Source organism: Pseudomonas sp. P5_B2 (assembly GCF_056400445.1).
In genome coordinates this window covers 1-2,141 of sequence record NZ_JBFULH010000662.1, presented here as the reverse complement: position 1 = coordinate 2,141, position 2,141 = coordinate 1, and the positions used below count along the sequence as shown (strand labels likewise).

The window sequence follows — 2,141 nt, the reverse complement described above, 5'->3', positions numbered from 1 at the left end:
CTTCGCCCCTTCCGTAATCGCCGCTCCGTTTTGCCATGATATTGCACGGGCATCAAAAGAATGTTGAAACGCTGTCAGCGAAATCATCACATTCCCCACCAGCGGTAGCGTGCTGTCATTGGATACCGTGTTACCAGGGGTGAAATCAGCCAATTGATATTCAGCAGCATGGTTCGCATATGCCAATGCATTAACGATCGGCGCGACCGGTGTATCGTATCCCTTAAGCACAAAGATCGAAGCGAATCCCGCTAGAATAGGTGCGGCTACACCCGGCGTCAGGGTTTTCTTGCTGATCGGAAAGTAGGATGCGATGACACGAACGGTGTTCATCATGCCAAGTGTCAAGACGATAAACATGTGCTTCTTGACCGCGTACGCCGAGCCATCACCATGCAGCTTTAGTAGGGCAAATTGGAGGACGGTCAGCCCGACTGCTGCCACTACGGCGGAACCTAGAATCGCATCGACATATTCAGCCTTGCCGCACCAGTATCGCCGCAAGTTCCAAAAGCCTATTGCCGCGCATATGAGAGTAACCAGCAAAGTCGAACTGTACCCAAACCTCAAATAGCCATCATTGGCTGAAATCTCTCGCATGAGTTTGAATGCCGGATTAGCCAAAACAATCACGGCAGACCCAACGACTAGCGCCGCGAGATTGGCAGCATTCCTAACGCGCGGAAACGCTTTTTCGCTCCAGCGATTCCACAACTGGAATGCCATCAAGGCGCAGCCTGCGGCGAGAATATGAACCGCGACTAACGGCTGAATCCACATCGTGATCAGGCCGGCCAGTAGGAAGGAGATAGTTTGTTTCCAATTTTCTCGATTCTTTGAGACCCAGAGGAGAATGCCGAAATACATCACATCAGCGACGAGTTGAGGGTAGAAGAAGTTGGCGACAACTTCCCAGCCTATTTGAGAGCGGGTGAACCTCAGCAGCAGGAAAGCGAGCGCTAACAGCAATACGCGCGCCGGCGAACTGGCCCCGATGAGACAAATGATCAGCACGTAGCAGAGATAGACTGATGCGATAGTGACAATCGTGATCCCCACAAGCCCCGATCCGCCGATCCACCCAATAATTGTCGCCATCCAATGTGCCGCCGCCGGATAGACTGCCATTGGGCCGATGCGCTCAAAGGCCCCGGTTCGAACTCCAGCATGCTTCGTTAATTCATCGACCAGAAGAAAGTGTTGGACGAGATCAAAACTGCTGGTGTCGATGTATCGGGCGAACCAAAAAGTCAAAAAAGAAAGAATGCATGCGCCCAGCAGAAAATGGCTCGCCTTGAGCTCTAGTTTATTTTTCAATGTTTAAACCTATGGAATAAGTTCGCAGTGAGCCGGTTATGTGCAATGCGCCACCGATGTTGACTAACAGCCCAGCGATCATGATCACCGATATCCACTGACTTTTTCTTTCTTTTTCATAAAATTCCTCTCTTTGTGGTGATGGCCAATAATTGCTGGGGTGCTGTGTGGGTGGACTCTTCCGGTTATGACTACACAGTGAGTTGGTCAAATCCGATGTGGATGACAGGTCACCTACCCAGTAGCAGAAATGGAATTGCTGCCGCAGATGCAAAACGGCACACGGACGCCTCACCCAAGAGCTGAAATAGGGCGGCAGTATTAGTGCAAGCCTGCTCAATGAGTCGGTGTGTTTTTGGGGGGGGGGTGAAAAGAAGAAGTTTTTTTGTTTATCGCTAGCTCGGTGCTAGCCCGAGGGAGAAACAAAAAAGGCCTGCATCGCTGCAAGCCTTTATTTGTATGGTGCCGGCACCAGGAGTCGAACCCGGGACCTACTGATTACAAGGGAGTTGCTTTGCTTATTTCCGGAGGTTGCAGGTGACAGCAAAAATCTGGCTGTAAGCCAATGACTACTGGCCTCTTGGCTATTTTCATTGTTCCGGATGACTTCACTGGCTATCATGAGTTTTCAATAGAAGTGGCCCCTGAAGTGGCCCTGAAAACGAGGCTACCAGATGGCTGATAACACCGGAAAAATCGTCACCGATGCCACGCTTAGATCATTGAAGCCGGGCAGCAAGGCTAAAACCGACTCACTGCCCGGGCGCGGCAATGGTTCTATCAATTTTGAATGCCGTCCCTCTGGTGTGGTCGCAGCCATTTAC

General features: G+C 51.0%; 1 protein-coding gene. It reads right to left on the bottom strand.

Going from position 1 to position 2,141, the window contains the following annotated elements; all coding sequences use genetic code 11:
* Positions 1 to 1,317: hypothetical protein (locus tag AC1DRJ_RS25345; RefSeq protein WP_477804573.1), on the bottom strand; the 1,317-nt coding region annotated here is incomplete at its 3' end.
* Between the last annotated feature and the right edge of the window lie 824 nt (positions 1,318 to 2,141).